The organism is Glaciecola sp. MF2-115 (genome assembly GCF_047250385.1).
In the GTDB taxonomy this organism is placed as follows: domain Bacteria; phylum Pseudomonadota; class Gammaproteobacteria; order Enterobacterales; family Alteromonadaceae; genus Glaciecola.
The window spans coordinates 92,908-117,865 of record NZ_JBLBVM010000049.1 but is presented as its reverse complement, the minus strand read 5'-3'; the positions used below and the strand labels follow the sequence as shown (position 1 = coordinate 117,865).

General features: G+C 42.9%; 23 protein-coding genes. 8 read left to right on the top strand and 15 right to left on the bottom strand.

Translation table 11 applies throughout. The annotated features are described in order from the left end of the window. Positions 1-69 precede the first annotated feature (69 nt). From hutU to hutI, 4 genes are read right to left on the bottom strand one after another with little or no spacing between them, the layout of a single operon-like run. Positions 70-1,743, bottom strand: a complete 1,674-nt coding sequence (gene hutU / locus ACKLNX_RS08750; protein WP_411693060.1) for a urocanate hydratase — start codon at positions 1,741-1,743, stop codon at positions 70-72. Next, complete coding sequence (gene hutG / locus ACKLNX_RS08745) at positions 1,736-2,545, bottom strand: N-formylglutamate deformylase (RefSeq protein ID WP_411693059.1); 810 nt, start codon at positions 2,543-2,545, stop codon at positions 1,736-1,738. Before hutG ends, hutU begins: the two co-directional genes overlap by 8 nt. Positions 2,546-2,547: 2 nt before the next feature. Continuing rightward, positions 2,548-4,080 carry a histidine ammonia-lyase gene (gene hutH / locus ACKLNX_RS08740; protein WP_412972054.1) on the bottom strand — a complete coding sequence of 511 codons (1,533 nt, stop codon included), beginning with the start codon at positions 4,078-4,080 and terminating at the stop codon, positions 2,548-2,550. Beyond that, the gene (gene hutI / locus ACKLNX_RS08735; protein ID WP_412972053.1) at positions 4,077-5,303 is read right to left on the bottom strand and encodes an imidazolonepropionase; all 1,227 of its coding nucleotides are present in this window, start codon (positions 5,301-5,303) and stop codon (positions 4,077-4,079) included. The genes hutH and hutI overlap by 4 nt, the downstream gene beginning before the upstream one ends. Between hutI and ACKLNX_RS08730 the strand changes: the two genes are divergently transcribed. Continuing rightward, positions 5,302-6,738 carry a formimidoylglutamate deiminase gene (locus ACKLNX_RS08730; RefSeq protein WP_412972052.1) on the top strand — a complete coding sequence of 479 codons (1,437 nt, stop codon included), beginning with the start codon at positions 5,302-5,304 and terminating at the stop codon, positions 6,736-6,738. The two genes, hutI and ACKLNX_RS08730, sit on opposite strands and share 2 nt — an antisense overlap. Next, positions 6,735-7,457 (top strand): GntR family transcriptional regulator, encoded by a 723-nt coding sequence (locus ACKLNX_RS08725; RefSeq protein WP_412972051.1) that lies wholly within the window; start codon positions 6,735-6,737, stop codon positions 7,455-7,457. The genes ACKLNX_RS08730 and ACKLNX_RS08725 overlap by 4 nt, the downstream gene beginning before the upstream one ends. A 56-nt stretch (positions 7,458-7,513) precedes the next feature. Here ACKLNX_RS08725 and ACKLNX_RS08720 read toward each other — a convergent pair whose 3' ends face one another. Next, complete coding sequence (locus tag ACKLNX_RS08720) at positions 7,514-7,912, bottom strand: diacylglycerol kinase (protein ID WP_412972050.1); 399 nt, start codon at positions 7,910-7,912, stop codon at positions 7,514-7,516. 81 nt (positions 7,913-7,993) lie between these two features. Beyond that, complete coding sequence (locus tag ACKLNX_RS08715) at positions 7,994-10,312, bottom strand: YgiQ family radical SAM protein (RefSeq protein WP_412972049.1); 2,319 nt, start codon at positions 10,310-10,312, stop codon at positions 7,994-7,996. Positions 10,313-10,548: 236 nt separating this feature from the next. On the opposite strand from ACKLNX_RS08715, the gene ACKLNX_RS08710 reads away from it, so the two are divergent. Together ACKLNX_RS08710 and ACKLNX_RS08705 are read left to right on the top strand one after the other, a co-directional pair. Further along, positions 10,549-10,905 carry a biotin/lipoyl-containing protein gene (locus tag ACKLNX_RS08710; protein ID WP_412972048.1) on the top strand — a complete coding sequence of 119 codons (357 nt, stop codon included), beginning with the start codon at positions 10,549-10,551 and terminating at the stop codon, positions 10,903-10,905. Between the two features lie 21 nt (positions 10,906-10,926). After that, the gene (locus ACKLNX_RS08705; protein ID WP_412972047.1) at positions 10,927-11,304 is read left to right on the top strand and encodes a hypothetical protein; all 378 of its coding nucleotides are present in this window, start codon (positions 10,927-10,929) and stop codon (positions 11,302-11,304) included. Positions 11,305-11,333: 29 nt separating this feature from the next. Here ACKLNX_RS08705 and ACKLNX_RS08700 read toward each other — a convergent pair whose 3' ends face one another. Both ACKLNX_RS08700 and ACKLNX_RS08695 read right to left on the bottom strand, forming a co-directional pair. Further along, complete coding sequence (locus tag ACKLNX_RS08700) at positions 11,334-12,071, bottom strand: hypothetical protein (protein WP_412972046.1); 738 nt, start codon at positions 12,069-12,071, stop codon at positions 11,334-11,336. Positions 12,072-12,080: 9 nt separating this feature from the next. Further along, positions 12,081-13,001 (bottom strand): aminotransferase class IV, encoded by a 921-nt coding sequence (locus tag ACKLNX_RS08695; protein ID WP_411693049.1) that lies wholly within the window; start codon positions 12,999-13,001, stop codon positions 12,081-12,083. A gap of 150 nt (positions 13,002-13,151) precedes the next feature. On the opposite strand from ACKLNX_RS08695, the gene ACKLNX_RS08690 reads away from it, so the two are divergent. Together ACKLNX_RS08690 and ACKLNX_RS08685 are read left to right on the top strand one after the other, a co-directional pair. Next, positions 13,152-13,688 (top strand): hypothetical protein, encoded by a 537-nt coding sequence (locus tag ACKLNX_RS08690; protein WP_412972045.1) that lies wholly within the window; start codon positions 13,152-13,154, stop codon positions 13,686-13,688. 66 nt (positions 13,689-13,754) lie between these two features. Beyond that, positions 13,755-15,770: an MFS transporter gene (locus tag ACKLNX_RS08685; RefSeq protein WP_412972044.1), complete on the top strand. Its 2,016-nt coding sequence runs from the start codon at positions 13,755-13,757 to the stop codon at positions 15,768-15,770. A 138-nt stretch (positions 15,771-15,908) separates the two neighbouring features. Here the strand turns inward: ACKLNX_RS08685 and ACKLNX_RS08680 are convergent, their stop codons facing one another. From ACKLNX_RS08680 to ACKLNX_RS08650, 7 genes are all read right to left on the bottom strand, one after another. Next, the gene (locus ACKLNX_RS08680; protein ID WP_411693046.1) at positions 15,909-16,505 is read right to left on the bottom strand and encodes a porin family protein; all 597 of its coding nucleotides are present in this window, start codon (positions 16,503-16,505) and stop codon (positions 15,909-15,911) included. A gap of 340 nt (positions 16,506-16,845) precedes the next feature. Beyond that, positions 16,846-17,544 (bottom strand): GNA1162 family protein, encoded by a 699-nt coding sequence (locus ACKLNX_RS08675; protein WP_411693045.1) that lies wholly within the window; start codon positions 17,542-17,544, stop codon positions 16,846-16,848. Positions 17,545-17,547: 3 nt separating this feature from the next. Beyond that, positions 17,548-17,895, bottom strand: a complete 348-nt coding sequence (locus ACKLNX_RS08670; RefSeq protein WP_412972043.1) for a DUF4810 domain-containing protein — start codon at positions 17,893-17,895, stop codon at positions 17,548-17,550. Next, positions 17,892-18,233: a hypothetical protein gene (locus ACKLNX_RS08665; RefSeq protein ID WP_412972042.1), complete on the bottom strand. Its 342-nt coding sequence runs from the start codon at positions 18,231-18,233 to the stop codon at positions 17,892-17,894. The genes ACKLNX_RS08670 and ACKLNX_RS08665 overlap by 4 nt, the downstream gene beginning before the upstream one ends. 3 nt (positions 18,234-18,236) lie before the next feature. Next, a complete protein-coding gene (locus ACKLNX_RS08660) occupies positions 18,237-19,202 on the bottom strand; it encodes a CsgG/HfaB family protein (RefSeq protein ID WP_412972041.1) in 966 nt (321 codons plus the stop codon). Positions 19,203-19,385: 183 nt separating this feature from the next. After that, positions 19,386-21,287 carry a hypothetical protein gene (locus tag ACKLNX_RS08655; protein ID WP_411693041.1) on the bottom strand — a complete coding sequence of 634 codons (1,902 nt, stop codon included), beginning with the start codon at positions 21,285-21,287 and terminating at the stop codon, positions 19,386-19,388. Between the two features lie 161 nt (positions 21,288-21,448). Further along, complete coding sequence (locus tag ACKLNX_RS08650; protein WP_412972040.1) at positions 21,449-23,296, bottom strand: alpha/beta fold hydrolase; 1,848 nt, start codon at positions 23,294-23,296, stop codon at positions 21,449-21,451. Positions 23,297-23,585: 289 nt separating this feature from the next. Between ACKLNX_RS08650 and ACKLNX_RS08645 the strand changes: the two genes are divergently transcribed. Then, positions 23,586-24,134 carry a DUF2780 domain-containing protein gene (locus ACKLNX_RS08645; protein ID WP_412972039.1) on the top strand — a complete coding sequence of 183 codons (549 nt, stop codon included), beginning with the start codon at positions 23,586-23,588 and terminating at the stop codon, positions 24,132-24,134. Between the two features lie 188 nt (positions 24,135-24,322). After that, the gene (locus tag ACKLNX_RS08640) at positions 24,323-24,952 is read left to right on the top strand and encodes a histidine phosphatase family protein (protein WP_411693038.1); all 630 of its coding nucleotides are present in this window, start codon (positions 24,323-24,325) and stop codon (positions 24,950-24,952) included. Positions 24,953-24,958 lie beyond the last annotated feature (6 nt).

The following is a 24,958-nucleotide window of genomic DNA, read 5'->3' as shown; positions in this document are numbered from 1 at the left end:
GGGCTTTGACTTCAAAGCAATTAAAGGGCCCCAATACTTCAGGGCACTTTAGGAAAGGATATTTTTAGATTACTTTTTAAGAATGCCAGGTAGATTCAAGCCTTTGTCTTTAGCACATTCCACCGCTTCTTCGTACCCTGCATCGGCATGACGCATCACTCCCGTCGCTGGATCATTCCAAAGTACGCGATCCAAGCGTTGAGCAGCATCATCAGTACCATCAGCCAATACAACCATGCCTGAATGTTGCGAGAAGCCCATACCAACGCCGCCGCCATGGTGCAGACTTACCCACGTTGCGCCTGATGCTGTGTTTAGCAAAGCATTCAGAAGTGGCCAATCTGATACGGCACTTGAACCGTCTTTCATTGCTTCCGTCTCTCTATTTGGGCTTGCGACGGAGCCACTATCCAAGTGGTCACGGCCGATAACGACTGGCGCACTGAGTTCACCGTTCTTCACCATTTCATTGAAGGCAAGCCCAAGACGGTGTCTGTCACCTAAACCAACCCAACAGATTCGAGCGGGTAAGCCTTGAAAGTCGATGCGTTCACGCGCCATATCCAGCCAGCGGTGCAGGTGCTTGTCATCCGGCATTAACTCTTTCACTTTTTGGTCTGTTTTGTAAATGTCTTCAGGATCACCAGATAACGCAACCCAACGGAATGGGCCAACACCACGACAAAAGAGAGGGCGAATATAAGCAGGGACGAAGCCCGGGAAATCGAAGGCATTTTCTAAACCCGCCTCGAAAGCAACTTGGCGTATGTTATTACCATAATCAAGCGTCGGTATGCCTGCATTCCAGAAATCGAGCATGGCTTGAACTTGCACACGCATTGATCCACATGCAGCCGATATCACTTCTTTAGGACTGCTATTACGTTTTTCCTTCCATTGCTCTAAAGTCCAGCCTTGAGGAAGGTAGCCGTTCAATGGATCGTGGGCAGATGTTTGGTCTGTCACAATGTCAGGTCGAACACCACGTTTGACTAATTCTGGAAAAATATCCGCTGCATTGGCGCAAAGGCCAACAGATTTTGCTTCGCCAGCTTTAGTCCACTTATCAATCATGGCTAAGGCTTCATCCAGTGTTTCGGCTTTCTCATCGAGGTAACGAGTACGAAGACGGAAGTCGATACTGTCAGAATTACACTCAATAGCTAAACAACTTGCTCCGGCCATAACGGCTGCTAATGGCTGCGCACCACCCATGCCGCCTAAGCCAGCTGTTAATATCCACTTGCCTTTTAAACTTCCATCATAGTGCTGACGTCCAGCCTCTACGAAGGTTTCATATGTACCTTGTACGATCCCTTGGCTGCCAATATAGATCCACGAACCTGCGGTCATTTGGCCATACATCATCAAGCCTTTTTTATCGAGCTCGTTAAAGTGTTCCCAGTTTGCCCAATGAGGTACTAGGTTAGAGTTTGCGATAAGTACACGAGGTGCGTCTTTGTGAGTTCTGAAGACACCGACGGGCTTACCGGATTGAACCAGCATGGTTTCTTCTTCCGTCAGATTCTTCAAAGTCTCAATCATCAAATCATAGTCTTTCCACGTGCGTGCAGCTCGGCCAATTCCACCGTAAACAACGAGTTCGTCTGGATTTTCAGCAACTTCACGATCAAGGTTGTTTTGCAGCATTCTATATGGGGCTTCAGTTGCCCATGATTTACAATTTAGCGTTGCACCTCTAGGGCTTTTGATGTCTCGTTTAATAAGTGATTTTCTATCCATTATTGTTCTCCGGTAGAAGCCTAAAAATTGTTGTATTGATTTCTTGAAGTATATCGCGCAGCACATTGCGTAAACCTGATGCTTTTTGAACATCATAGTTAAACGGTGGCAACTCGCTTGCTAGATAAGCTCGCTGCGCTAACTCCATTTGAATGGCATGAACGCCGTTTTGAGGTTGCCCATAGTGGCGAGTTGTCCAGCCACCTTTAAACCTACCGTTCACTACAAAGCTGTGGCTTTCTATGTTTTTGCATACTTTCTCAAGGGTTGAAGTAAATGCTGGGTCGCACGATGCGCCAGAATTATCTCCCACATTCAAATCAGGTAATTGGTCATCGAATAAGAAAGGTATTTTTGAGCGAATAGAGTGGCAGTCGTAAAGCACTGCGATACCAAATTTAGACTTTACGCGTGCTATCTCGGCTTCGAGGGCTTGATGATAAACACGATGGTAATCGTTTAAGCGTTGTTGAATATCTTCAGCGCTTGGCTCTTTATTCCAAATGGGCTCACCATCAAAGCTTGATAGTGGGACGAGGGTTGTTGTATTTTGCCCAGGATAAAGGTTTGTTCCCTTAGGATCGCGATTGGCATCAATCACATAGCGACTAAAGTTAGCTCGTACTATGCTTGCACCTTCTAAAAGCCCCTCGTAGAGTTTCGGTACATGCCAATCGGTATCGAGTAATTGTCGACCCAGATCATTCAAATTGGCATGGATGTGCTCAGGAACATAGGTTCCGGAGTGCGGTTGCCCCAATATAATAGGGCTATCACCTTGAATAATATCAACGACTTTCATGTTTATAACTCAAGTTGAATAACATGATCATCCAAATCACAAAGTGAGGATGAGTTGTGAACTAAATCCGCCAATGCCTCGATGTCTTTGCTCACCATGCGATCATCATCTAAGGACGGGCAGCGACCGCGTATTGTTGCAATCACATCCTTCAAGTGCGGACTAGTTTGCAGAGGTGCGCGAAGCTCAATACCTTGTGCTCCAGCCATCGCTTCAATTCCTAAGATAACCGCAAGGTTTTTGTTCATTTCTAGTAAGCGGCGTGCAGCGTGACAAGCCATCGACACATGATCTTCTTGGTTTGCTGAAGTGGGGGTGGAGTCTACAGAGCGCGGATTGGATAGCGCTTTGTTTTCACTCATCAAGGCTGCTGATGTGACTTCCGCAATCATCAATCCTGATTTCAAGCCTGGATCAGGTGCTAGGAAGGCGGGTAAACCGAAACTCAGAGCTGGGTCGACGAGCAAAGCTACTCTGCGCTGAGAAATACATCCAATTTCAGAAATTGATATGGCGATTTGATCTGCCGCTAAAGCGACGGGTTCGGCATGAAAGTTACCGCCTGAAATAATATTGCCGTCAGATAAAATCAATGGGTTATCGGTCGCCGCATTTGCTTCTATTTGCAAGATCTTGCCGGCGAATTGTAATTGGTCCATACAAGCACCAATCACTTGAGGTGCACATCGTAAGCAATAAGGGTCCTGAACTCGTTCATCACCGACTTGATGACTTTCGCGTATCGCTGAGCCTGCTAATAGGTCACGTAATCTTTGTGCACTATCTATTTGACCTTTCTGGCCGCGTAGTTGATGAATTTCATCATGAAACGGTGCGCTTGACCCCATTGCCGCATCAATAGAAAGGGCAGTGGTTGTAAGGGAAGTGATGGCTAATCGCCATGCGCCAAAGAGTCCGGCTAAAGCCAGCGCGGTTGAAGCTTGTGTTCCGTTTAATAGTGCCAAGCCTTCTTTTGCCTGAAGTACTGTGGGTGTTAAACCTTCAATGTTCAGGGCGTCTAGCGCGACGACTCTTTTGCCTTTGTAGAATACGTCGCCTTCGCCAATTAAGGCTGCCGCCATATGTGCTAATGGTGCAAGATCACCCGAAGCACCAACAGAACCTTGCGCTGGGATCACCGGAATAATGTCGGCTTTCACCATGTCTTGTATTAGCTTGATGACGGAGACTCTTACACCTGATGCGCCACGACCTAAAGACAAACACTTTAAAGCCATGATTAATCTAACGACATTGTTAGGAAGAGGTTCGCCAATACCTGCACAGTGTGAACGCACTAAGTTACGCTGCAAATTCTCTAAATTATCAGCGTCTATTCTAACTGATGCCAGTTTGCCAAAGCCTGTGTTAACACCATAGATTGTCTCGTTGCTTTTCACTCGGGCATTTAGCTTCTGTGCACCGGCTTCTACAACATCGTAAGTCTCTGGTGTTAATTCAAAGCTGAGCTCCTCTCGGTAAAGGCGTTCTAATTGAGCTAAGGTCGTTTGCCCGGGCGATAGTATAAGTGTCATGAAGGCTCCTGATGGGAAATACGTTTTTGTAAAAGTGATGCGCCAATCCAATATGAGAGTTCGGCTGGGTGTGCCGCATCCCAAACGGCTAATTCGGCGTGAGCACCCACTTTCACTTCACCGTACTCATTTTGTAAACCAAGGGCTTTAGCAGCACATCTTGTAGAGCCTGCTAGCGCCTCTTCTGGTGTCATAGAAAATTGAGTACATGCCATATTCATGGCTGTTAAAATGGATGAAATTGGGGAGCTACCTGGATTGCAATCGGTGGCAACTGCCATATCGACAGCATGTAAGCGAAAGCTTTCAATGGGAGGTTGCTTGCTTTCATTTAAGGTATAAAAAGCGCCGGGAAGCATTACTGCCACTGCGCCAGATTTTGCGAAGGTGGGAACATCGTCTTCTGCAAGGTATTCAAGATGATCCGCAGACAAGCCATTGTATTTAGCCGCTAGTAGTGCACCTTTTTGATCGGACAACTGCTCGGCGTGCAATTTAATCGGTAAACCCAAGGCACTTGCCTCGGCAAATACACGTTCTATTTGTACACATGAAAATGCGATGTTTTCACAGAAGCCATCAACGGCATCAACTAAGTTTTCACTGGCAGCTTGCCGCAAACCAGGAATTACAACATCATCAATGTAGTCATCAAATCTGTTAGCGTTTTTACCTGCGTATTCTGGCGGAAGAGCATGTGCAGCAAGCCACGTAGTCAATATTTTAACGGGTCTTAAAGTGGCGAGTTTGCGGGCAACACGCAACATGCGTAATTCATGTTCGATGCTCAGGCCATAGCCTGATTTAATTTCAACAACGCCGACGCCTTCACTAATCAAGGCATCCAGTCTTTTTAATGCACCGTTGAGTAGTTCTTCGTCCGAAGCATTTCTAGTCGCATTCACTGTAGAAACAATGCCGCCGCCCGCTTTGGATATTTCAGAATAACTAGCACCTTTCAATCGTTGTTCAAACTCTTGGGCGCGATTGCCTCCAAAAACTAAATGAGTATGACAATCGATGAGTGCTGGTGTGACTAAACGGCCTTCCAATGATTCGCTTTCAAGCTTGGTATATTCCGCTGGCAATTCATTCATTTTTCCTCGCCAAAGGATACGACCAGCGCTTACTACGAACGCTGCATTTTCGATAAGACCATAATTATTTGCACCCTGTTCCATGGTTGCCAGTGTGCAGTCTTTATACAGGAAGTCAGTTTGCATGATTGTTGCCAAGCTTATTCAATATGATATTATGTGTGCACATATTACAATTAGATTATTGCTTATGGCAACCTCAATTTTTGCGAAGCAGGTGTTGACCTCATCGGGATGGCAAGAGAATGTAGCCATTCACGTAGATGACGAAGGATACATTTCCGCTATATCAAAATCACAGAGTGGTGAAGACCATCGTGTTGGTATTCTACTTCCCGCTTTATCTAATCTGCATAGTCACAGTTTTCAGCGTGCCATGGCTGGCTTAGCGGAAAAACGAGGCTCGAATCCCATAGATGATTTCTGGACTTGGCGCAAAGTGATGTACCGTTTCCTTGAGATCCTAAAACCGCATGATGTAGAGGCAATAGCTGCACAAGTGCAAATGGAGATGCTTGAATCAGGTTACGCATCGTCAGCGGAATTCCATTATTTACATCACGATCACAATGGCGCTCATTACGATAATGTCGCGGAGTTGTCAGAACGCCTTTTTCAAGCCTCACTCAGCACCGGTATTGGCTATACGCATTTGCCAGTGCTGTATATGCATGGTGGTTTAGACAAAAGAAAGTTACAGGGCGGTCAATTGCGTTTTGGCTGTAATATTGACGAATATCAGACCTTACATAGTCAACTGAGTCAGGGGATGAAGCGTTTACCTAAGGACTTTGTGTTGGGAGTCGCTCCACATTCTTTGCGCGCAGTGAGTAAAGAAGCCTTGTTGATTGCCAATAATTTAGATAAAACGACACCGATGCATATTCACATTGCTGAGCAACAAATTGAAGTGAACGAAGTGATGAATGCATTGAACAAACGTCCTGTGCGTTGGTTGCTAGATAATTTTGATGTTGATAAGCGATGGTGTTTGATCCATGCCACGCATATGGATGAGACTGAAGTACTCGACCTCGCAAAGTCAGGCGCAGTAGCTGGGCTTTGTCCGATCACCGAGGCTAACCTAGGCGACGGTATCTTTGATGCGAATAAATTTTTGCAGGCCGGTGGGCGCTTTGGACTGGGCTCCGATTCAAATGTGAAGATAGCATTGAGCGAAGAATTACGAATGTTAGAGGTTTCTCAACGACTGCGTGATCAAAGACGCGTTGTATTGAGTAGTGATGATATGCCGTCTAATGGGCGCTATATTTATGAACGAGCAGCAACAGGCGGAGCACAAGCGCTTGGTCGCAATGCAGGACGAATCGAAGTTGGTGCGTTGGCTGATTTGGTGGCACTTGATGATGAGCATTACTCTATTGCTGGTCTTTCAAAAGACATCGTACTCGACACTTGGATTTTCGCTTGCGGCGATGAGCTAGTAAGTCATGTTTGGGCTGCAGGGCGACATGTGGTGAGTGATGGCGCGCATATTCGCCACAACGAAATCACCAATCAATTTAAACAAACGATGCAACGTTTAAGAAAAGAGTTATGACAACAAAAGCGATGACAACAAAAGCGATGACAACAAACTCCCATCAAAACGTAAGAAAAGCCTTGAGAGAGCGGATTGAATCGGGAGAGTGGGAGCTAGGAGCTTTGATTCCGGGGGAAATAGCCTTAGCTGAAGAGTATGGCTGTGCGCGCACAACAATCAACCGCGCTTTGCAGAACTTAGCGGATAGTGGTTTAGTAGTACGTAAACGCAAAGGGGGCACACGTGTTTGTAAAATGCCTGTGCGTCATGCGAAATTTGAAATCCCTATTGTGCGTGAACAAGTTGAAGCAACAGGCGCCAAGTATAGTCATCAGTTGATTAATCAAAAACAAATAGCGCCGCCCATGGCTATTCGTACTCGTTTGCAAATTCCCGCAGGACAAAAGGCTTTATTTATGGAAACGGTGCATTTATCAGACTCGCGTCCCTTTGCCTATGAAGAGCGCTGGGTTAATATTCAAACTGTGCCTGAAATACTTGACGCTCCCTTGGAAACGCTAAGCGCAAACGAATGGCTAGTTACTACTGTTCCATTCTCTAGTGGAGATGTCGTTTTCTCTGCGCAAAATGCAGATGAGCGAATTGCCGAGGCGCTAGATAGTAAAGTGGGCAATGCGATATTTGTGTTGGACAGAACGACATGGATTAATGATTCTTTCATTACTGCAATGAAGCTATACTATAAAGATGGGTATCAGTTGTATTCAACCTTGTAGCTTTTGATTCTTCGTATTAAAAGTTTCAAAAATAAACAGCTCAAAAATAAACGAGCTCAAAAATAAACAAACTCAAAAATAGACACACCCCATATCAAAATGACTAATAGCACTGCCGTAAAAACTCCAGCAGAACCTAGGTCCTTTGCTCTTCCTATCAGCTCATTGTATTCCGGCATTGTCGCATCTGAAACCGCTTCGATAGCGGTGTTGATAATTTCTGAGAATAGCAAAAAAACTAAACTTGCGATGAGCACAAACCAGTGCGTAGTTGACTGAGCTATAAAAAAGCTAAGAGGGCAAAGTAACAACGCAATAAAAGCATATTGTCTGAATCCAGATTCGTACAACCAAGCAACTTTGTAACCCTTTAATGAGCAAGCAATTGCACGCGGTATACGCTTAATACCGCTTACGTTTTTAGCAATGCTCGGACTTTTACTTTCTTTATGCATCTTATCTATACCGCAATCAACTTATACCGCTTTCGATAAAGGCACTTAATTAAGGCAACCTAGAGTCGAATTTTCACTTACTTAGCGCTTATTCTTGGGTTTACGTGCTTTGCCGTTAGCGTTAGCTGAGCCTTTGTTACCCGCTTTCGCCGCTTCTAAATTATGCGGCTGATTATCACTAAACCGCGTCAAACCTTGCTGATGCTTAGGCGTCTTGGCATTCTTCCCTTTGGCATAGGCTTTATTGGCTGAACGTTTAGCGAACTCTTTGTGATCATTGCCTTTCAATTCATTGCGGCTTTCATAAGGCACTAAACACTTAGGACCATTACCAATAAGGTGAGGCTTACCCATTTCAATCAATGTTTTACGTAGCAATGGCCAGTTGGCTGGATCGTGGTAACGTAAAAAAGCGCGATGTAAGCGACGGTGAATTTCACCTTTAGGCACTTCAACCACTTCACTCTTGTGATTAACCTTGTGTATCGGGTTTTTATTGGTGTGGTACATCGTTGTGGCATTTGCCATTGGCGATGGGTAGAAGTTTTGTACTTGGTCTAGCTTGAAGTTGCGTTCTTTCAACCACAAAGCAAGATTCAACATGTCTTCGTCTTTCGTCCCAGGGTGAGCTGAGATGAAATACGGGATAAGAAACTGTTCTTTGCCAGCTTCTTTAGTGTACTTATCGAACATTTCTTTGAAACGGTCGTAAGTGCCCATGCCTGGCTTCATCATCTTATCGAGAGGTGACTTCTCAGTATGCTCTGGCGCAATCTTTAAATAACCACCAACATGATGCATAACTAACTCACGCACGTAGTCTGGATGTTCAATCGCTAGATCGTAGCGCACACCTGAAGCGATTAGGACTTTTTTCACGCCCTCTACTTTTCGTGCTTTCTTGTACAGTTCGACGGTAGGTGTTTGGTCCGTGTCTAAATGACCACAGATATCAGGCCATACGCACGATAGGCGACGGCAAGTTTGTTCAGCTTTCGGGCTCTTACAGCGCAACTTATACATGTTGGCTGTTGGGCCACCTAAGTCAGAGATAACACCCGTAAAACCAGGGACTTTGTCACGAATTTCTTCTATTTCACGGATGATCGATTCTTCTGAGCGACTCTGTATTACACGTCCTTCATGCTCTGTAATTGAACAGAATGTACAGCCACCAAAGCAGCCGCGCATAATATTCACTGAAGTCTTGATCATGTCATAGGCAGGTATTTTTGCTTTGCCATAACTAGGATGTGGTACTCGAGCATACGGTAAATCGAATATCGCATCCATTTCTTCGGTTTCTAAAGGGAAGGCCGGTGGATTAATCCAAATCAGGCGATCACCATGACGCTGCGCCAATGCGCGTGCACAACCAGGATTGGTCTCTTGGTGTAATATTCTTGAAGTGTGTGCGTAGTGTGTCTTTTCTGCTCTTACCACATCGTATGGAGGCAACAAAACATAGGTTTTTTCCCATGGCTTACGGCGCACTGTCTTCGATGTGAATGGTTGAATGACAATGGGCTTGGCTTTTTCAGCGTCAATGGCCGCTTGCTTATCTTCTTCACCCTGAATGGCACACTTGTCCTCAATCATTTCATAAGGGCTAGTAATAGGGTCGATTTTTCCAATAGTATCAACGTGCGTTGAGTTAACGCCTTGCCAACCGGGTAGTGGCTCTTTTCGAATGACAGCAGTGCCTCGAATATCTTGCATTTGGTCTATTGTTTCACCCGCTGCAAAACGGCTAGCCATTTCAAGCAATGGACGTTCAGCGTTACCAAACATTAGCATGTCAGCTTTCGAGTCAAACAAGACCGAGCGTTTTACTTTATCGGACCAATAATCATAATGCGCTATGCGGCGCAGACTGGCTTCAATGCCGCCAATGATGACAGGTTTTTTATAGGCTTCTTTGCAGCGTTGAGTGTAAACAGTTACTGCACGATCGGGACGTTTACCACCTTCGTTGTTTGGCGTGTAAGCATCGTCGTGGCGAAGTTTGCGGTCGGCAGTGTAACGATTAATCATCGAGTCCATGTTGCCAGCAGTGACGCCGAAGAATAAATTGGGTTCGCCCAGCTGCATGAAATCGTCTTTTGAACGCCAATCTGGCTGTGAAATAATACCAACGCGATAGCCTTGCGCTTCAAGCGTGCGACCTATTACTGCCATACCAAAACTTGGATGATCAACATAGGCATCGCCAGTCACGATGATGATGTCACAGCTGTCCCAACCTAATTGGTCCATTTCTTTGCGTGACATAGGTAAAAAAGGGGCGGGATCGAAACAAGAAGCCCAATATTTAGGGAAAGAAAATAACCCTCGTTCAGCCTTCATCCTTGGCGTTTGTGATTTTCTGGTAGAAGCTTGGATGGTCGGCGTTGTTGGCATATCTTTCTCTGTATAATTTCAAAAATTCTGGTGGGTACTTGTATTTTACACCCGTAATCGAGCGCCCAAAAACGTACTTTCGATTGGCGCAAAGCGCATTATAACAGAGAAGTATCGAATAATACTCACAATACCTTGAAAGGGGAAATTAAGTGGGTGAATTGGCTTTTGGACTTTTCTTCATTACAATCGACGGTCTGCTATTTACAGAACTTTAAGTATAGGGATAGAGCTTCATGATAGAGGATGTCAAGGTACCCAAAACGCCGAAAGAATACGCGGTAGAGAACAGCGCTTATGTCATCAGTGAAATTTATGTAGGTAAAGGTGACTATGTCTATCAGGACCAGTCCCTTTTTGATGTAGAAACGGAAAACGTGATTTTAGAGGTTATCTCATCTTCGGCAGGGAAGGTTCAAACGGTTGATATAAAACGAGGAATGAGTGTGGAATCAGAGAATGTCGCGATGCGAATTGATACATCTTTTGCCGAGCCTTTTAACAAAAAGCTTTATCGAAAAATTAATTTAGAATTTTTGTCTGGCTTGATGCTTGGCGCTTTGATCACATACGTAGTTCTCAAAATAGCTTAGTAGCGCGCAGGAGTTAGAAATATGGATATTAACGAAAAAATTGCTGCAAAAAATAAAGCGCACGAGGAAATAAAAACGAGAGAAAGTAGAGAGTACCAAATTGTCTTCGTAAGTTTTATGCCGGTTGCTATCGCAATCTATATCTTGGTGATGCAAGTGCTATTCTCTTCTGAGACTAGTATTCAAGACACTTTGTTTTCAGTTGTGCTGGCCATTATTGGAGCAGGCTCAATCTGTGCTTTTACCTTAAGGTTATTTGCAAACCATCATCTTCGAATGCTCTTAATTATTAGTTCAAATGCCTGTTTGTGCTATTTCTGGTTATTTTTGGATAATAACCCACTCGGATTGCTACCGGTTGGCATTTTATTAATTGCGAATAAGTTAATAAGAAAGTAGTTATTGTCATTGAGCTTATTATAAGAAGTCTAAAAGGTGAGGGCCTTAGCCCTCATTTGTTCATAAAACGGCATCACTTCATCAACAACGGCTTTTTGCTCAGGGCTTAATTCAGAACCTTCTGGTTTACTGCCAGCAAAGCCAGTGGATTTTTCTACGCTGTGATACCAGTGTTCAGCCCATATACCGTCACTGTCTCGCCGTCCTTGAGGCCAGTTAAGCATGGCGTTTGTAATCTCTTCATCGCACTTTACATGTAAAGCTTCGCACATTGCCGGAATGGCACTTTTGGGATCAGCTAATACCGAAACAGAATCAATGATCGGTATGTCTTGCCCCGTTAATTTACTAAAGGCCTCGTAAAGTTCGAATTGACGCTTTATGCCTGTATCCTCTGCACTGCATTTCCCTCGGCTGTTTGTATAAGATAAGACCACGCAAGCAGGGGCGCGGATCAACATGCAATGTCGCAAATCTTTTGCCCATGTTAAGTCACAGTTGGGGAGCATATGTTGTGTCATGTGTTTTTGATATTGAATAGGACGCTCACAACTACCTTCACTCATGTTCCTCGCGACTTCGGCAAAACTCGTTGGCTGCGAGGCAAGTACCTCATCGAACATAGGATGCGGTTCTTTCGTTGCGTTTAAGTAGTATGCGTAGAAAGGTTCATCGATAACTTCACAATCGGGACGATTCTCCCAGCTTCGCATCATCGCAGTAGAGATATTCCGAGGGCCAGACCACATGGCAATACGTGTTGTCATTGAAGTTCCTTAGCAGCTTTGCGCTGCATGTTCTTGCTCGATTAACGCGACGTAAAGTTTTTCAAGGCGCTTGGTAACCGTATGGCTACCTTCACCAATTTTGCGGCCATCCACTTCAGACACAGGTGTTAAACCTGCGAATGTGCCGGTAATGAAGGCTTCGTCTGCCCCATAAACATCGGCTAATGTGAAGTTTTTCTCATAAACAGGCACACCATTGTTTTTACACACATTGATGACGTTTCGACGTGTTATGCCGTCTAAGCAAAAATCACCGCTTGAGGTCCATACTTCGCCATCACGCACAATAAAGAAGTGGGTTGAGTTGCAGGTAGCGACAAAACCATGCGGATCTAGCATCAGTGCTTCGTCTACTTGTGCTTTGGCAGCTTGAATGCAGGCAAATATACAATTGAGTTTGGAATGGGTGTTCAGTTTTGGATCTTGAACATCTGGGTAGCCTCTTCTCACATGAGTAGTGAATAAGCGAACGCCATCGCCTTCAGCTAGTCCTAGCGCTGTCTTATATTCAGCAATTATAACGATTGTCGCATCTGAGATAGTAACTCTGGGATCTTGATAAGGTGTGGCCTTAATGCCTCGCGTGACCATTAGGCGAATATGCACACCGTCGTCCATATCATTTGCTAGGCATGTGTCGTAAATACGTTTAACCAAGTCCTCCTTGCTAAGGCCAATATCCATGTCCAGCGCTTTGGCACCATCATAGAGTCGACGCATGTGCTGTTCAATAAATGCTAAATGGCCTTTGTGCAGTCTGATCCCTTCCCAAACGCCATCCCCCAAAATGAAGCCACTGTCGAACACCGATATTTTCGCTTCCGCTCTTGGGAATAGTTCACCATTAATATTAATCAAAATATTTTGATTTCTTGGGTCGTCCAGATATTGATGCGTGCCTTTCGCCATTTTCAATTTAGCTCACGTAAATAATTAAGTGCCTTAAAGGTAGCTAATATTTAAGTAAATTGAAATGCTTATAGACTAAACTTTTGCTTTGTTAATGACGTAACACTAGTATTGTTTACACTTCACTTATTTTATTTCTTAAGGACCGTCATGTTAGCTATTAAGCGTATTTTTAGTCTTGTTTTTCTTTTGGCATTTTTAAGCGGCTGTGCAAGTTATGATTATCCAAGTAATGTGAAAATTGGAGACACGATGGTGCAGGCTTCGGGTGAGAGCCTAGAAGGTGAAGCAGTATCAATCCCTAGTGATTTTAAGGGTGAACAAACTCTATTATTGTTTGGTTATGTTCAGGACTCACAATTTGATATTGACCGCTGGTTGATTGGATTGGACATGACTAAAACTCAAGTGAGTGTATATGAAATCCCAACCATAAAAGGCATGCTACCTAGAATGTTTAGCACGTTTATTGATGGTGGAATGCGCAAAGGTATACCCAAACAGTTGTGGAAAGGCGTCGTCACGGTGTATGCCGATGGTGATAAAGTACAGCGCTACACAGGGAATCAAAACCCAAACAATGCACGAGTTATGTTATTAGATGAGAATGGTAAAGTGCTCTATTTCTATGACCGTGGTTTTTCAGTTGAAGCGCTGAATGAGGTCAGGGCGCTGATAAAAAGTTAGATCGTATTTCAACAATTATGTGTGTAATCTAGGCTCTTTATTAATATTCATTTAGTACGGAATACTATGCCAGAGAATATGAAAGCGGGTAAAGAGCCTTCAGCGGGTAAAGAGCCTTCAGCGGGCAAAGAGCCTTCAGCGGGTAAAGAGCCCTCGGCAAACCAAGCCCCCTCAGCAAGCCAAGCCTCAGAGCCAAAACTCAAAGGAGGCCTGTTAAGCAGTAAACGCTTCCTCCCATTATTTATCACTCAATTCTTCTCAGCCTTAAACGACAACGTCTATAAGCAATCTGTTTTACTCCTCCTAATCTTTCAAGCGGCAACAGTCGCTGATGGCGCGCTTTACTCTAATTTAGCCGCAGGTTTATTTATTCTACCTTTCTTTTTGTTTTCCGGTATGTCGGGACAATTGGCTGAAAAAAATGAAAAATCGAAGCTCATTCGAATCATAAAGTTTTGTGAAATACCCATCATGGTCATTGGAGCGATATCGATATTGACTCATCTTGTCTGGTTAATGTTGGTCACCGTATTTTTAATGGGTTTACAAAGCACCTTCTTTGGTCCTTTAAAGTACTCCATTTTGCCGCAGCATGTAGCTAGAAATGAGCTAACAAAAGCGAACGGCTTGGTTGAATCGGGTACCTTTGTCGCTATTTTATTAGGCACAATATTTGGCACTTATTACATCACTAAAGAAGCCGGACCTACATATATCAGTATTGCTGTACTGGTTTTAGCAGCGATTGGTTATTGGTGCAGTCGTTTTATTCCTTTAAGTGCGGCAAACGACCCGAGTTTACGATTCACCTTTAATATATTTTCCTCTACTAAAAACGTTTTCAAAGCGCTTAATTCACAAACGGAATCGGTACGAAAATCAGTCATTGGCATTAGCTGGTTTTGGCTTATAGGTGCGATCATTTTAACGTCCTTACCTAACTACGTGAAACATGTCATGGGAGGAGATGAGCTGGTTGTCACTAGCGCTTTGGTCGTGTTCTCACTGAGTATCGCCATTGGTTCATTGCTGTGTGAAAAACTCTCACGCTCACGAATAGAATTAGGCATCGTGCCATTTGGTGCAATCCTTATAACGCTATTTCTGTATTTGTTAAGTCAAGAGCCCAATATCAACAGCTATCTTGAACCTAGCGAATCACTGCTAACATTAGGCCAAATGATAGAAACTGGCGATATGACATGGCATTTGGTTTGGATGGGAGCAATTGGGATAGCTGCTGGCTTTTACACGGTGCCACTGTACGCCCTCATCCAGCAACGAACTCGCGAAGATAGCCGTTCCCGCGTAATTGCGGCAAACAACGTGCTAAATGCACTCTTTATGGTTGTCAGCGCGATCTTAAGTATCGTGACACTGTCTATCTTTGAATGGAGCATTTCGCAATTACTGCTCTTACTTGCCGGATTAAACTTACTCATTTCAATTTATATTTACACCAAAGTGCCTGAGTTCTTCCTGCGTTTTCTTATTTATCTTCTCGCAATTTGTATGTATCGGGTGCGTACTTCTGGGGAGAAGTTTATTCCTGATGAAGGCGCGGCAGTTGTTGTAGGCAATCATGTTAGCTTTGTCGATTGGATGTTTATATTAGCGGCTTCGCCTAGACCCATTCGCTTCGTTGTATTTGCCCCGATTTATTATTCACCAGCACTGCATTGGCTATTTAAGATGGCTAAAGCTATTCCGATTGACGGTGAACGAGCCAATCCGAAAGCATTTAAGAAAGCTTTCGATGATGTAGCAAATGCTTTGGAGAATGGAGAGCTTGTTGGTATTTTCCCTGAAGGTAAACTAAGCGACGATGGCTCAATAGACATGTTCCGACGTGGCATTGAAAAAATAATCGAGCGCACGCCAGTGCCTGTCATTCCGGTGCACCTTGGAGGTTTGTGGGGAAGTATGTTTAGCCGCAAAACTAAATGGCGTTTACCGCGTTTAAAATGGTCTTTAGTCTCAGTGTCGGTGGGTGAATCTGTTGATGCGAAGGATGTTAAAGCGGATGATTTACGTGAGCGTGTGATGGCGCTGAAGCAGCAATATTCGCCGCATTCAGACTAAGCTCATTTCGTAACAAGAAAAGCCAGCAGAATGAAGTGACCCATTAAAATAGGGTTCTTCATAAACTCAGCTGGCTTTTTATTTATGCCTTACTATGACGAAATACTTTGTTCAAAGACACCGTTCTATGACCTTGTATTAAAACGCGTATCTAATTGAAAGTGAGGTTTGTTCGTCATCACCATTGGTTTTTATCGCAGCACCAATTGCAAAGTTGTCATTCAGATAATAGTGGCCACTTAGACCAAACTGATTATCACTGAAATCGCTATAGCTTTCATGAGCTGCAAAGATATCGATTTCAAATTGATCTGTTAATCTTGAACGTGTTCCCACTTTGAATGATTGACCATCATCGTTACCTCCGCCACTTCCAAAGCGAGAATCTACCTCGACATCTAGAGATAAATAACCGATTGAAGCATAAACATCGGTAGTATTGGTCACACCGAATCGATAACCAATATTGAGATCAAACTGCGTAAGATCCCAATCTATATCAGCTACATCGTCCTGAAGTCTGTTGTAGCTGCCGTCGATAAAAATATTGTCCGAAAGCAAGTACGAAGCAGATAGACCAAACCCATACGGATCTAGGGCACCAGAATCTTCGATTGATAGTGACTCGATTGAAGCTTCAGCATAATTCCATTCGGGTGACTCTGCTGCTTGCAAAGATACTGAGGCAAGTGATGCAGACGCTAAAATTGCTAGTGATGTTAATTGTTTTTTCATAATATTCCTTTGAAGAAAAAAGACTTTAGTTGTTTAGATGTGTCTTGCTGGACTTGTATTAGCTGAAGGAGTATTAGCTGAACGAGTGCCAGTTGAACTGGTATTAGCTGAACTAGTATTAACGTCAACACATCTTGTTAAATTCGAGCTAAGAATAGTATGAAGTTGCTGAACTAAAACTGAATTGAATCTGAATGGTTTCTGAATGGCTTTTTAGGTAAGTCTATCAATATCTTGAAGATTCGCTATCTAGAATAAAAAAGCCCATTTAAAAATGGGCTTTTAAGTCGAATGTTACAAAAGCTAAGCGCAATGCTTTGCTAATTAAGAGACTAGCATCTTAATTAGTAGCGCGAACCACTCCAGCTTTGTTTTGGTTCACTGCTTGCGCTTTCTGATCGGTACCTGTTTGAGCATGATAGCCGCCAAACGGCAATGTAGAGAGCGCAGTGTAATTAACCTGTTTTGCCAATGGCACATAGTCTGTTAAGGCAGTATTGATCGCTGTAGAGATTATGGCGCCAATTAAACCGCCGCCTGAGTCGCCACCGGTGTCAACAACAATGGTATCCGCATATTGCCACAACACTTCTTTGTTCGTTGTTGAGACTAGTTTGTAAGCAATGCCAACCGTTACGTTTCCGCCAACAACGTAATAGTTAGTATCCCATTGATTAATGCTGACATACATCACAGCATCAGCACCATACATCGTCTTAAACAAACCTGTATCGACGTTGACAAGTTGAGCACCATCAACAATACCTTGTTCTTGGATGAGTTTGTTTGTTACCTCAATTGGCAACACGTAATAACCCATTCTAGTGAGTGGTTCAGCAATAGTTGTAGCGTAGTATTCTGTCGCTTCGGCTGCAGTTGTATTATTAACGGCTGGGACAACTAAAATAGAAACCGGCTTTGCTTGGTACATTTTAGGAAATGCTTCTTCTTTGGTAATAAAAGTGGCACAGCCCCCTAAGCCAAAGGCGATTATTACAAGCAAAGAAATGTGTTTAAACTTATTTAATATCTTAGTCATTTCTTATGCTCCCAATCTTCTTTTCAATTCGGCGACAAGTGTTTTCGATTCAGGGTAAATAGACAATTCACGATCTAATAACGCATTTGCATTTTCTGCGTTACCGCTCTCAATCTCCATAATGGCTAGTTCGACCAACACGCCTGGTGGCACTCGAATGCCTTTCTTATCACTGGTTGCAATAATGTCGTTCAGCGATTTAACATGCTTTTGACGAGTCTCATCACCTGGTTCCTTTTTAAAGTCATACAAAGTGTTGGAATAGCTACCCCAATACAAACCACCTTGAGTGGCATTACAAGCGGATAGTAATACAACTGATGCTATGACTATTAGTCCCTTAATTTTCATTTTACATTTACCTCAATTGAATTTCCGTTTGTGACATAGAGTTTGCGGTACAGGACTAAAATACCGTCTTTGTATACTCTGACTTCGTTTGTTCCAGACCTAACTTCAAACTTGGCAACTGTATTACCGTCGAGTTTAAATGTCTCAATTTTGTCTGATAGTAAGATTGGTTCGTTTTTGTTGATTTGCAGTGACGCGCCTTCAAAATTGCCAGTGAGTAATATAAATGCTTTTGTATCATCTACTTGAGTCACTGACTCATAAGAAGAGGTACAACCTAGCATTAAGAAGCTAAACAATAAGAATATAAAACCTTTGATTGAATTTGATGCAGTCATGTCTTACTCCTTTTCTACAACGACAAGTTGAGCTAAATCTGTTTGAGCAGGTAAAGCAGAATCAAGCGATACAATAGATATTTCATTGTTGCCAGTACCCGTAAGCAGTTCAACCGTTGCAGTAGCGATAGGTTTGCCAGCTAATTCAATCATTAAACCTGTTTGTGGGTTTTTGATAAGTTTACCTTTTTGCAGAATGGTAAATTCATCGCCAACAGAAATACCTTGTGAGGCACCGCCTGTCATAATGTATTGACCATCTTGCTCAGCGATTAAGTAGGCTTTCCAAGGCGTATCTAGCAAGTTTTCCATTAAGTCGCTAACGACTTTTGAAATAGCCGCTGATATGGCTTTATCGTTCAAAGTTGAGTCGAACGCAGCACGTTCACCCACACCAAAGGTTGTATTTGCCTCAGCACGCGCTTCGCCAGAACCTTCTTCAGAGAATATGATTTGCCCTGTTTTCGTGTCTATCAGTCTAACGTTTACCGTGGCGACCGCTTGTTGAATTTTATTGCGGCTAAAGATACCTGTTTCACTTGTCGTTTTTCGACCAAATTCACTAATAGAGCCTACGATAAGGTAGTCAGCACCCACAACTGAAGAAGTGACACCGTTTAGTGCTTGTTCACTTTTTACTTTATCCAAATCGTCTCTTTCAAACATAAGAAATTGACCAGAATCAGTTAAGCGAGCACTCAGAATATCAGAGGCTTGTTTGCCAATGTTATCAAAGCTTTTATTCACAAAAATACTGTTACTATTTTTGGTTTCATCAGTAAAGCGAGCGATAGCGACCTTGCGCTTTAAACCCATAGCTGGGGCTTCAGCAATCGTGGGACTTATGACAGCTTGATTACTTTGATTCGAATTCACCGTTTGCTTTGTTGACGAGGTGCAAGCCGTGGTTAACACTACACCTAAAGCAAGGATTAAAGTGAGCTTGGTTTTGTTAAAATGATTTTTCATTTATATCCTTATAAAGCGTATATTTAAAAATGGACAATTTAGTCATGGCTTAGCCATGGTTTCGCCATGGTTTAGTCATGGATAATACAGTCATTATGCGACTAAATTAATGAAACAAAAGCGGAATATTATGGCTTCTCAATATCCCGCTGAAAATATTCGATATTTAGTTTGAATATATAATTATTTATCTTCGCCTTTCTCGTCAGGGGCTTGCTCAGCTTCGTTCCGCAAATAGCCAGCGGCCTGTTCATCTTCTTTTAAGCCTAGTTTTGCATCGCTATTTACATCCGTTTCAAAGGCACGAGATTGCTGATTGATCTGGTGAATTTGACTGGCATTCGATAAATCACGCTCGTTTGTAATTGCAGCAATCGCTTCTCTTTCTTTTAAGAAGTTTTTAATTTCAGCAACAATGCTACCAAGCTCAACGTCGTTTTTGGCCATAGACATAATGTAGCGTGGCTGCTCAAGGTTTTTCATCCCGCTCGTTGCAAAGATCGATGTTTTGATGCGAGTTGTGATTATCCAAGGTGTGATACTTGAACGCACCACTGTATTTTCAGAGCGCGTACTGTCATGAATCGACATGCCGGTGGATAGCTTTGATTCTGTGTAAGTGCCTTCGGTATTCAAATACATTAGCAGTGAAGTAAAGTGCATTTCACCCCAAAATAGATGAGACGCAGCATCAAGAATCTTGGCGGCGCTTTTGAATGTGAGCCATGCAAACAAAGTGAACATCGCAGAACTGACCGCTTGTAATAGGAAGGTCAATTCTTCATATGAACTGCCACTATTACCTGCTGACTTCCAAGCATCGAAAGCACCAATAATTGAAATCGCGTTTTGACCTAAGTAGTAAAATGAAATTGCACTTACAACAAAAGCGATTTGGCTGATCGTGGATAAAACTGTTTTCTTAGTATCTTGCGCGGTATTGTTCTCTTCTTCAGCAAGTGCTGGCTGAGTTTCTATCAAAAGTTGCCCGTTGAAGCTGCCTTTGCCATCCGACTGTTCTACTAATTTAGGATCGAATTCACGATAAATACGGTTAGGCATTTCTTTGTAGCGGCGGTTAGCTAGTACGATGTTTTCTATATTGATGAAAACTTCGTTAGGATGAACCGATTCCTGCATATTCTCTCGGTATTCGCTCACTTCAGTTTGTGGAGAGGCCATTGCCATGCGCGCAAACAGCAAAGGTAATACCGCTGCTAACACTACCAAGGTAGCGATAGTGAGTAAGCCCAAGTTAGCCCAAGCACTAAAAATACCTGATGCGTCAGTAAAGATTTCTTTGGTACCATCTGAAATCACGACCCACTCGTCAAGATACACACCTGCAACAATCGGCACTAATATAGATACAGCGATAATGACTCCAAAAGAAGCTCCACCACTACCTTTTAACACACTTGAGCCGGTTCTTTGAATAGCGCGAGCAGCGGCTGACCAAGAGGTAACCAAATATAATAGGAGTAGTGCGCCCATAATCGGCATCGCGAATAGTTCAGCTGTTTCACCCGCTAAACCTGCGGTGACAATGAAGAAGACGATTAAGAATGAAATGATGCCAGTTAAATAATTAATGACCATGCCTGCAATTTCTTGCGCCATCATGCGTAACGGGTGAGGCAGAAAGGTCAGTTTTGGGAAAATGCTGTGAACAAAGCGGCCTAAGAATCCAACAGGCTCTACAAAGGTAGTGTTCTTACGACCCATCATCATTGAATGCAGCGTTTTTGCATCGTACTGGAGCGCGCTAGCTTCGTATTTGGCTGAATCTTGCTCAGAGGATGATTTGTTTGCCGCCAATGAAGTAGGAACTGAGCGTCCAACGAAGTAACGAAATAACTGGATGAATCCTATGCTCGTATGTCGGATTCCGCTAATCAGCAGGTAGAAACCAATGATTACGTAGGCCCAACCTACAATCTTATCTTCCTTTAGTTCGGTAGCTACTTGAATTAGCGTAAATACGCCAAGTAGTGCAACCAGTACGCCGGCTAAGGCCTTAAATAAACCTTCTTTTTTAAATGGGTTTTTAATCCCTAAGGTTTGTGAGCCAAAATCATAAGCCATCTAGTATCCCTTCTTAATGAGTAATTATGTCAGTTGCATTGCCAGATCAATATCTGAGTGCTTGATTGTAATGGTTATTTTGCGCAGTAGTAAATTAAATTTAGCTAAATCAATTCATAAGTACGAATTTAAAACAGCGTACTCCTTCACTGCGCATAATATTATTCAAGTTGCGTAGAAGGTTTTTCATCCGATGTGTCACCAAGTGATTCACTTTCAATTGAGTGTTCAACTTCGAGTTCACTAACGTCCTTTATGGCGCATTCGTTATCAATAGTATTCTCAGGGGCGTTTAAAAATGAGGTCATGACTGCTTCAACGCATTTGTCATCGTAAACTAGATTGTGTGACTTTAAAGGCCAAATACGCAAATGTTGCGTTTTGTTTCGCATCGGCAGTTTTGAGTGAAAATTAACCGACCAAATAGCTGGAGTGAAAGGGTCGAGATCGCCAGCTAGAATTAATATTGGCAAATTCAATTGGTTGTAATCAAAACTTTTTATGTCGTTCACTGCAGGTTTAATATTCCAAATTTTACAAAGCTCTCGATCGAGATTGATAGTGTCGACGTCGTCCCAGTAAGGCGTTTTGTATTTTTTTGCGTTTTCTATAGCGAGTGCATAGTTGGAAAAGGGAATTTCCTCATAGCAGGCATAGCTTGAGTAAGCACCTTCGGAAAACCATGTGTAGTTAAGTAGGTCGATGGTTTCACTGATTAACTTGCTCAGCTTCGCGTAGTCTTTGTTTAAAGCGTCTTTGATGATTTGAGGGAAAGTGACTATTGCTTCGGTCTCATAGCTGTTATTCAACAGGGTATAAGCGACTAGCTCGGGTGAAACTTTTATTTTCTTCTGCCCAATCGTCCAATTTTCATCGTAATACTCAACATCGAGTGTTGGGGGATCTAGTCTCAATTGTGCCATTAATGCTTCGAATAATGTAATTGATGCTTGTCCATTCTCAAGCTTACACTTTGGGTCAGCATCGCATAAGACAAACGGTTGATTGATCACACTAGCGTTGTACTGTGCGATATCTTGGTAGGAATCAACCTCAAAGGGGTAGAGACTATCTAAAATCAATGAGGAAGCGCGCTGCGGATAAAGTTGAGCATAACGTAATGCGATTCGTGTACCATGCGATATGCCAAGCAAATGCCATTTCTCGAAGCCGAGTAACTCGCGCAGTTTATCAATATCCTGCACGGCGTAGTCGGTGTTATAAAAGTTAGCATCAATTCCCGATAACTTTTTTCGATTCGCACAATTAGTAACGGTGTGGAGGTATTTTTTGTTGTCCCATTTATAGGGATATGTGCTGAGCATATCTATTTCAAGCTGAGTAATTGCTGGACAATCTAAGTTGGCAACAGATAAGCCAGAACCGCGCATTTCCATCAGAATGAGTGGGCGGCCCGCCTTCAGAGTCGTCTCTTCTATGCCTGAGTAAAACATAGATGGGTCGCCATCGAAATCATTCATAATATAAATTGCACTGCCAGGGCCTCCGCCACCAGTAATGACAACCGGCTCACCACTCACTTCACCTTCAGGCTGAAAAATCATGATAGGAATAGATGCAACTCGGGCAGGGTTTTGAACAGTATTTGAGGAGTTCGGATTTTCTTTGACGAATAGTGTGCCGCATTTGGCGTCATACTTCGGGTATTGTTGGAGGAAAACACAGGGCTTTGTTTCGACTCTAGGTAATATTGCTAAAGATGCTTTCTTAGGCTCTTTTTGCTCGCGGCTGTCTTTTTGCTCAAGGCTGTCTGCAAGCTCAATGTTGTCGGCGCGCGCACTGGTCTCTGCATATGTATTGCTATGCCACAAAAGGACCAATGTGATCATGATACCAATGCGCGCGGCTCGCTTACCATACGCAGCTCGCTTTGCATAAGTAGCGCTTATCTCGCTTGTCACTTGCGTTTTTGATTCTAATGCTGGGTTTTTCAGACGAATAATGTTGGAAGTAATAATAAACGAAGCCCTTAACTCAAATAATTCCATGCATTAGCAGTATGCCGAGTTCGCTGTAAACTTAAAAGAGAAATTGAGTTTAGTTTGCTCTTTTCAGATAAAACCCTCAAAGCAATGCACTTGTTTAATTAAGAATACCGTCAAACTCTAATTTACCATATAATACGCAGTAGGAAGCTAGAGCCCTTGTTTACTCGTGTTACTCAAAATGGCTTATTGATAATGATTTATAGCTCTCATCTCGGTAACTTGCACTAAACTTGTGAGACTTACACTAAACTTTACGGCTCAGAAAAAATTACATTTTAAAGGAACTTTCATGAAAAACATCGCAACCCTAATACTCGTGTCGACATTGACTTTCTCTACCGCTTCGCATGCTGATGAAGGTTGGTTTGATTCTTTTAAAAACATGATTGGTTTAGGCGATAAAACCGAAGAAGTTGCTGCAGTAGCTGAAGCGTCACCGAGCATGGATGGCATGATCAGCGCCATCACGCAAAACTTAGGTGTTAGCTCAAGTCAAGCCGAAGGTGGTCTAGGCTCAATTATGAGCTATGTTAAAGATAATGTTTCTAGTGATAAATTTTCTCAGTTGTCCTCAACGCTTCCAGGTATTGACCAAGTTCTTAGCGCAGTTCCTGCAATTAGCAGTGAAGAAGGTGGCATGGCTGGACTGTTAAGCAAAGCTGCAGAATACAACGATACATTGAAAGGTTTGAACGATATGAAGAAGCAATTCGAAGCTTTGGGACTATCACCAGAAATGATCACTGGCTTCATCGAACAAGCACAAGCTTACTTAAATACGCCACAGGGTCAGGAAGCAAGAAAAGTATTAACTGAAAGCCTTTCTAACTTTATATAAACAACTAAGCGTTGGACAGCACTATTCGTATTTTTGTCTAGCGAACTTAAGCACAGGTTATAGAAAACGCATTTATTAACTAAATGCGTTTTTTCTTTGGTAAGGCTTGCAGGCATTGGCTTTACTTGTAAGGTTTCACCAGATCATTATGCAATTTCACTACATAACTTTTGAGTGGTATTTTTTACATGAACACTAAGTATTTACGCAAATTCGCATTTCTCATTTTAAGCACTTGTTTGAGCTTAACCCTGTTTTCAGCAAATGCTCATGCGCAAGAAAGCTCCCCTCGGATCGTGAACGATATCGCGTCTAGAATTTCAGGCGAAATCAAACCAGAGTCCATCGTTAATCGAGTTTATTTACTGAGACACTTTGAAAAGCAAGTGGCTGATAGTCAAGCTACTTATTCTAAAGATCCAGAATTGACCACTCAGGGCGAAATGAGAGCGCAATCGTTAGCTAAGTATTTATCAGATGCAAATATCATCGCTATATATTCAACAGACTACAAAAGAACTCAGCAGAGTGTAAAGCCAATAGCTGATAAGCTAGGTTTGCGAGTGAACTCTTATGATCCAAGTAAGTTGGAAGCCTTCGCTATGCAGTTGCAGGCAATTTCAGCGACGAGTCAAGGGGACATATTAGTTGTTGGCCACAGCAACACTACCCCTGAATTACTGAAGCTGCTTGGTGGACCACAAATATCCATGACTGAGAATGATTACGGCGACTTGTTCTATTTGAATTTAAGCGAAGATAAAGCTAAAGCTACGAGTTCGTTTCACAAAACTACGATACAAGTTCAAACAAAGTAAGCTTGC